Source organism: Sphingobium sp. ba1 (assembly GCF_000743655.1).
In the GTDB taxonomy this organism is placed as follows: domain Bacteria; phylum Pseudomonadota; class Alphaproteobacteria; order Sphingomonadales; family Sphingomonadaceae; genus Sphingobium.
Genome location: NZ_JPPQ01000069.1, coordinates 1,547,228 through 1,554,266 on the forward strand (window position 1 = coordinate 1,547,228; position 7,039 = coordinate 1,554,266).

Consider the following 7,039-nt stretch of genomic DNA (forward strand, 5'->3'; position numbering starts at 1 on the left):
CAGGCCCGCCGCAACGAACGCGCGCAGATTGCCGCGCGCGAGGAGGATGACGGGGATCAGCACGGCGAATTGCGGTTTGTAGACGAGCCCCCCCAACAGGATTCCCGCCACCCAGGGACGCGTATCCAGCAGCAGCATCCCGCCGCCCAGCAGGCTGGCCGTGAGGAAGGCATTTTGGCCATGGCCAAGGCAGATCAGCACCACAGGCGCGCCCAGCGCCAGCAGCCATGCATCGCGTTCAGCGGGAAGTATTCGCTTGACCAGCAGCAGGGTGAACAAGAGCGTCACGCCCTGCCACACCAGCAATGCCGCCACATAGGGAAGCTGTGCCAGCAGCGTGGCGATGATCAGGAAGGGGGCGGATAATGCCAGCCATAGAAGGGAATGGCCGGGTCATGATGGACCTGCCGCTGCACGTCATGCTGGATCGTCCAGTCCCATGCCTCCGCCGCGCGGCCATGATCGGCCATCCATCCGGCGGTCCAGACATTGGAGAAGTCCGTGCCCAGCGGCCGTCCGAGCGAATCCACCGTGCCCTGCGCGCCCGCAAACAGGATGATCAGGCCGATGATGGTGGCCGCCAGCATGCAGCGCGCCACCAGCCGCATGCGCGCGCGCGTGACAAGCCGATCGGTTGGGGAGAGGGCGGGCATGGCGTCCACCCTTGCAGATGCGGCTGAAATTTTGGTAAATGCCGCAATAAGGGCCGGATGATCGGGAAATCGTCGATCGGCACATTGAAAAGGACTTGGCGGCCTTGCCTCTTGCCTCTATCGGCGCATGGCTCTAGGGCATTGCCTTAACGGTTATTCACAACCACCAACGATACCAGTCAAGAAGGACCACTCATGAGTGAGACCGCGGATCGCGTAAAGAAAATCGTCGTCGAGCATCTGGGCGTTGAAGCCGAAAAGGTGACCGAGGATGCCAGCTTCATCGACGATCTGGGCGCTGACAGCCTCGACATCGTTGAGCTGGTCATGGCGTTCGAAGAAGAATTCGGCGTCGAAATCCCCGACGATGCGGCCGAGAAGATCGCTACCGTCAAGGATGCCATCGATTATATCGACAGCAAGCAGTAAGGCGTTTCGCGGCCCGCAATCAGCGGGCCGCCTTTCGTGTTAGGAAATGGCTCCTCCTGTCCGGTGACCCCGGAGCGCGGGGAGCTTTTTCGTATCTGATGCAGCGTTTGCAGGCCGGATCAGCCAGCCCTACATTGCGTCAAAGAGACTATTTCGGAGCAAATATATGCGTCGCGTCGTCGTAACCGGCCTTGGCATGGTCAGCCCGCTTGGCGGGGATGTGGAAACCACATGGAAGAACATCATCGCGTCCAAATCCGGCGCGGCGACCATCACGCGGTTCGACCCGACCGACTATAAGTGCCGCATCGCGTGCGAAGTGAAGCCCAAAGAGCATGAATATGGGTTCGACCCCTATTTGGAAGTGGATCACAAGATCCAGCGTCAGGTCGACCTGTTCATCGTCTTCGGCATCGCTGCCGCGAGCGAGGCGCTGCGCGACGCGGGCCTGCTCAACATGACCGAAGAGGAGCGGTTCCGCGCCGGTTGCTCGATCGGGTCGGGCATCGGCGGCCTGCCGGGCATCGAGAGCGAATCGCTGGTGCTGGCGAACAAGGGACCGAGCCGGGTCAGCCCGCATTTCGTCCATGGTCGCCTGATCAACCTGATCTCTGGCCAGGTCAGCATCAAATATGGCCTGATGGGGCCGAACCATGCGGTCGTGACCGCTTGCTCGACCGGTGCCCATTCGATCGGCGACGCCGCGCGGATGATCGCGATGGACGATGCCGACGTCATGCTGGCGGGTGGCGCGGAAAGCGCGATCTGCCCGATCGGCATTGCCGGTTTCTCGCAGGCGCGGGCGCTCTCGACCAATTTCAACGACGATCCGACGCGCGCCAGCCGCCCTTATGACGTCAACCGCGACGGCTTCGTCATGGGCGAAGGCGCGGGCGTCGTCGTGCTGGAAGAATATGAGCGGGCCAAGGCGCGCGGCGCGAAAATCTATGCCGAAGTGCTGGGCTATGGCCTGTCGGGCGACGCCTATCATGTCACCGCGCCGCACCCGGAAGGCTCCGGCGCGTTCCGTTCGATGCAGATGGCGCTCAAAAAGTCGGGCCTGAGCCTTGAAGATATCGACTATGTGAACGCGCATGGCACATCGACGCCGATGGGCGACGAACTGGAACTGGGCGCGGTGCGCCGCCTGTTCGGTGATCAGATTGGTGCGATGTCAATGAGCTCGACCAAGTCGGCGATCGGCCATCTGCTGGGCGGTGCGGGCGCGGTGGAAAGCATCTTCTGCATCCTCGCCATGCGCGACCAGATCGTGCCGCCGACGCTCAACCTCGATGAACCGAGTGAAAGCTGCAAGGGCGTCGACCTCGTTCCCCATGTTGCCAAGGAGCGCAAGGTGCGCGCGGTGTTGAACAATTCGTTCGGCTTTGGTGGCACCAATGCTTCGCTCATCATGAAGGCGATCTGAGGACGAAACTCCTCCTCTTGTAGGGGATCGTTGCGAAATGCGGATTGCTCACGAAGCATCGTCATTCCCGCGAAGGCGGGAACCCATCTCCCACCTTATCATCTTGATTTTAGGTCCGGAGATGGATCCCCGCCTTCGCGGGGATGACGGAAAAACCTGTGGGTGATGAATTTCGCAACAATCCCCTATAAGGGGAGGTGGTAGGGCGTAGCCCTGACGGAGGGGTGTCATGCTATCGTGAGGGCGACACCCCTCCACCACCTTCGGCGGTCCCCTTCGGCAGAGTCACGTGCCTCTGCCGAACCTTACAGGGGAGGATCGGTGGAGGATTTGGCGGTCGTAGATATTCCTCTGGGGCGATGGTGATGATGGCAAGACGATCGAACCGGAATTCGAAGCAACGACTGGGCTGTATCGTCCTGCTGATCGGCCTGGCCGTTGCGGCCTTCATTGCCTTTCGCTTCGTGGCGGGCTGGACCGAACAGGGGCCGGCGGCCCAGGATGTCAGCGTGGTCGTGCGCGAAGGGTCTACGCTGTCCGATGCGGCGGTGTTGCTGAAACAGGCGGGCGCGGTGCGGTCGGCCGATGCTTTCCTGACGCGGGCCAAGATTTTCGGGGCGGGCACGCCGATCAAGGCGGGGGAGTTCGTCATCCCTGCCGGGGCCAGCAACAGCGATATCCTCTCCATCCTGCAGGGCGGCAAGACGCTGACCCGGTTGATCACCATTCCCGAAGGCATGCCCTCCATCCTGGTGCATGAGCGGTTGATGGCGAACGACCAACTGACCGGCGACATTCCCGTGCCGGAGGAGGGGAGCGTGCTGCCCGACAGCTATGCCTTCGACAAGGGGGAGCCGCGCGCGGCCGTCTTGAAGCGCATGCAGGTGGCGATGGACGAGGCGCTGGCCAAATTATGGGCCGAACGCGCGCCCAATACGGTCGCCAAGACGCCCAAGGAAGCGATCATCCTGGCCAGCATCGTCGAGAAGGAAACCGCCGTTGCCGCCGAACGGCCGACGGTCGCGGGCGTCTATAGCAACCGGTTGCGCACCAATATGATGTTGCAGGCCGACCCGACCATCATCTACCCGATCACACGGGGCAAGCCGCTGGGTCGCCGCATCCGCAAGTCGGAGATTGCCGACGTCAACGACTATAATACTTATGCGATGGTCGGCCTGCCCAAGGGGCCGATCGCCAATCCGGGGCGGTTGTCGATCCTGGCGGTGCTGCATCCGGCCGAGACCAAGGCGCTCTATTTCGTCGCGGACGGGAAGGGCGGCCACATCTTCGCCGACACCTATCAGCAGCATAATGAAAATGTGCGCAAATGGTTTGAAATTCGGCGGTCGCGCGGCGAGCTTTGAGGCGCGACCGTTGATTGCATGCCGGGCGCGATTGCCGTCCGGCTTCCTAATCCCCATAAGGATGGTTGCCGCCTGTGCGACAAGGCGGCCCTGATTGGGAGACGCATTGATGCTGGGAAGAACCGTACCGAATGTGACGCTCAAGACGCGCGTGCGCGATGAAAGCGTCGAGGGGCCAAACCCCTATCGTTGGCAGGATGTGCAGACTGGCGACTTGTTCGCGGGCAAGCGCGCCGTCGTGTTCTCGCTGCCTGGTGCCTTCACGCCGACCTGTTCGACCGAGCAATGCCCGGCGTTCGAACGCTTTTACGATGATTTCAAGGCGGTTGGCGTCGACGACGTCTATTGTATCTCAGTCAACGACGCCTTCGTCATGTTCCAGTGGGGCAAGCAGCTGGGCCTCAACCATGTGAAGCTGTTGCCCGATGGGTCGGGGGATTTTACTCGGCGGATGGGCATGCTCATCAAGAAGAATCATCTGGGCTTTGGCGACCGCAGCTGGCGCTATGCCATGGTCGTGGAAGACGGCAAGATCGTCGCCTGGTTCGAGGAACCGGGGATCAACGATAGCGGCGAAGATGAAGACCCCTATGGCGAGACCCAGCCCGAACCCGTGCTGGAATGGTTGAAGGCGCATCCGGCTGGTTGAGGCTGCCCCACCGGCCCCCATCATCGTCAGCGCGCTGATGGGGGCGGCGGACTTCGCATGGGCGGACGGGCTGCGCCGGGCGCATTTCCCGCCTGAGCGCAATGTGCTGTCCGCGCATATCACGCTGTTCCATCACTTGCCGCCCTCGGTGCTGGGGGAGGTGGGGGATCGGCTCAAGGGCTTGTGTCGTGGCCCGGCTCCGGCGGCGCGGTTGAGCGAGGTCATGATGCTGGGGCGGGGGGTTGCCTATCGTATTGACAGCCCGGAACTCGCGGCGATGCGCGACGAACTGGCGGAGGCGTTTACGGGGCTGTTGACGCCGCAGGACCAGGCGCGACCCCGGCTGCATGTGACCGTGCAGAACAAGGTTGCGCCCGCCGAGGCGAAGGCGCTGGCGGAGCAGTTGCGTGCGGATTTTGTGCCACGCCCGTTCGCGATCGCCGGGCTGGCGGCGTGGCATTATCGCGGGGGGCCGTGGGAATTGGCGATGAAGGCGAGTTTTCGGGGGTAGGTATATGTTTCCGTTCGCCCTGAGCTTGTCGAAGGGCCGCTGTTCTTAAGTAGAAGAAAAGGGCTTCGACAGCCCCGGATCAAGTCCGGGGCCGAACGGATTTTTACTTTATGCCAGCCCGACTTCCTTCAACGGCACGCTGGCATCGGCCAGTTGCGTCTGGTCAAGCGCCGCGCCGGACAGGACATGGGCGCGGCCTTGGACATAATCCTTGACCATGTTGACGCAATCGAGCGCGATAACCTTGCCGCCTTTCAGATAGACGACGGAGAAGCTGCGTGTCGCTGGATCGCCGCGGGTGATCGCCTGATCGAAGCCGGTGGAGAGGCCGACGGTCTGGAGCTTGAGATCATATTGGTTCGACCAGAACCAGGGCACGGCATTATAGGCTTCTTCCTTGCCCAATATGTGCGCTACCGCGACCTTGGCCTGATCATTGGCGTTCTGGACCGATTCCAGCCGCATCTGCGCGCCACCGGCGAAGCGGTTGGCGTGGGCAGCGCAATCGCCCACGGCATAGATGTCGGGCAGGCTGGTGCGGCAATATTCATCGACATCGACGCCATTGCCGCCCGCTGCGCCCGCCGCGATCAGCGGGCCGGTTTCAGGGATGATGCCGATGCCGACGATCACCATGTCGGTCTCGATCCGCTCGCCATCTTCCATCAAGACAGCAGTGGCCTTGCCGTCGACGACTTCGATGCAGTCCATCCGCGCGCCGGTGCGCAGATCGACGCCATGGGCGCGATGTTCGGCTTCGTAGAAGCGCGACAATTGTTCGCCCGCGACCCGCGCCAGCACCCGGTCGAGCGCTTCGAGCAGGACGACGGTCTTGCCGAACTTGGTCAGGACCGCAGCGGCTTCGAGGCCGATATAGCCGCCGCCGATGATGGTCACATGATTGATGCTGTCGAGTTTCGCCATCATCGCATCGACATCGTCGCGGCGACGCACGGCATGGACGTTGGACGCATCCGCGCCGTTGCAGGTCAGCATCCGCGGGGTGCCGCCGGTACACCAGATCAGCTTGCCATAGCCGATTTCTTCGCCCCCCACCGTCACGAACTTGCCGACGGGATCGACGCTCTTGACCCGGCGGCCGAGCAGCATCTCGATATTGCGCTCACCCCAGAAGGTGGCGGGGCGGATCAGGATGCGGTCGAAACTCTTGTCGCCTGCGAAATATTCCTTGGACAAGGGCGGGCGCTCATAGGGCGGGTCTTTCTCGTCGCCGATCATCGCGACGCTGCCCTCGAACCCGTGCTGGCGCAGCGAAATCGCCGCCTGCGCCCCGGCATGGCCCGCACCCACGATCAGAACATCATAATAGCTCATCGGCCCGCAATCCTCTTTATCCCTTTGCGCTGCTGATAGGCGGGGTGTCGCAAGAGGTGCAAGGGGGATGTGCGAATCCGGGGGGATGGCGATCGCCGCCCCCACGATGTTCGATCAGGGCACGGCCGCTCCGCCAACGGTTACGCCACCCTGTCAGGCATCGGCCCAGCGGCGCAGCAAATTATGGTAGACGCCGGTGAGCCTGATAACCTCGCCATGATCATGGCCCAATGCTGCGGCTACGCCTTGAACGCTGCGATCGAGGTCGAACAGCATTTGCCGGGCTCCATCGTCACGGATCATCGACTGGACCCAGAAAAAGCTCGCGACCCTGCGTCCCTGCGTAACCGGCTCCACGCGGTGCAGGGAGGATGACGGGTACACCACGGCGTGACCCGCTGGCAATTTTACCTGTTGCACTCCGAAATTGGTTTCGATCGTCAGCTCGCCGCCTTCATAGGCGTCGGGTGCCTCCAGAAACACGGTGACCGAGAGATCCGAGCGTACCCGAACGCCAGTGCCCGCCTGTATACGCACGGCGTTATCGACATGTATGCCAAAGGCCTGTCCGCCTTCGTAGCTGTTGAATAGCGGCGGAAAAATCTTGAGCGGCAGCGCAGCGGCGATGAACAGGGACGACCGGCCCAGCGCGTCGAGGATGACCTGCCC

At 62.4% G+C, this 7,039-nt stretch carries 9 protein-coding genes; 5 read left to right on the forward strand and 4 right to left on the reverse strand.

Annotated elements, in window-relative coordinates:
• The coding region (locus IL54_RS25385) for a glycosyltransferase 87 family protein (RefSeq protein WP_237748850.1) at window positions 1-315 on the reverse strand (315 nt) is incomplete at its 3' end.
• A 32-nt stretch (window positions 316-347) separates the two neighbouring features.
• Window positions 348-653 (reverse strand): hypothetical protein, encoded by a 306-nt coding sequence (locus IL54_RS25390; RefSeq protein ID WP_237748851.1) that lies wholly within the window; start codon window positions 651-653, stop codon window positions 348-350.
• Between the two features lie 195 nt (window positions 654-848).
• On the opposite strand from IL54_RS25390, the gene IL54_RS10530 reads away from it, so the two are divergent.
• The 5 genes from IL54_RS10530 to IL54_RS10550 all read left to right on the forward strand — a co-directional run bounded on the left by IL54_RS10530 (window position 849) and on the right by IL54_RS10550 (window position 5,035).
• On the forward strand, window positions 849-1,082 hold the full coding sequence (locus IL54_RS10530; protein ID WP_007689016.1) for an acyl carrier protein: 234 nt from the start codon (window positions 849-851) through the stop codon (window positions 1,080-1,082).
• Window positions 1,083-1,248: 166 nt separating this feature from the next.
• On the forward strand, window positions 1,249-2,508 hold the full coding sequence (gene fabF, locus IL54_RS10535; protein ID WP_037475486.1) for a beta-ketoacyl-ACP synthase II: 1,260 nt from the start codon (window positions 1,249-1,251) through the stop codon (window positions 2,506-2,508).
• A 365-nt stretch (window positions 2,509-2,873) separates the two neighbouring features.
• Entirely contained in the window at window positions 2,874-3,875 is a 1,002-nt protein-coding gene (gene mltG, locus IL54_RS10540; protein WP_037478328.1) for an endolytic transglycosylase MltG, read from the forward strand.
• Window positions 3,876-3,984: 109 nt separating this feature from the next.
• Window positions 3,985-4,524: a peroxiredoxin gene (locus tag IL54_RS10545; protein ID WP_037475488.1), complete on the forward strand. Its 540-nt coding sequence runs from the start codon at window positions 3,985-3,987 to the stop codon at window positions 4,522-4,524.
• A gap of 37 nt (window positions 4,525-4,561) precedes the next feature.
• Window positions 4,562-5,035 carry a 2'-5' RNA ligase family protein gene (locus tag IL54_RS10550; protein WP_037475491.1) on the forward strand — a complete coding sequence of 158 codons (474 nt, stop codon included), beginning with the start codon at window positions 4,562-4,564 and terminating at the stop codon, window positions 5,033-5,035.
• Window positions 5,036-5,143: 108 nt separating this feature from the next.
• On the opposite strand, the gene IL54_RS10555 is transcribed toward IL54_RS10550, so the two are convergent.
• Together IL54_RS10555 and IL54_RS10560 are read right to left on the reverse strand one after the other, a co-directional pair.
• Window positions 5,144-6,370, reverse strand: coding sequence for an NAD(P)/FAD-dependent oxidoreductase (locus IL54_RS10555; protein WP_037475493.1), 1,227 nt, complete (start codon window positions 6,368-6,370; stop codon window positions 5,144-5,146).
• A 153-nt stretch (window positions 6,371-6,523) separates the two neighbouring features.
• A partial coding sequence (locus IL54_RS10560; protein WP_037478329.1) for a Fe2+-dependent dioxygenase occupies window positions 6,524-7,039 on the reverse strand: 516 nt, incomplete at its 5' end.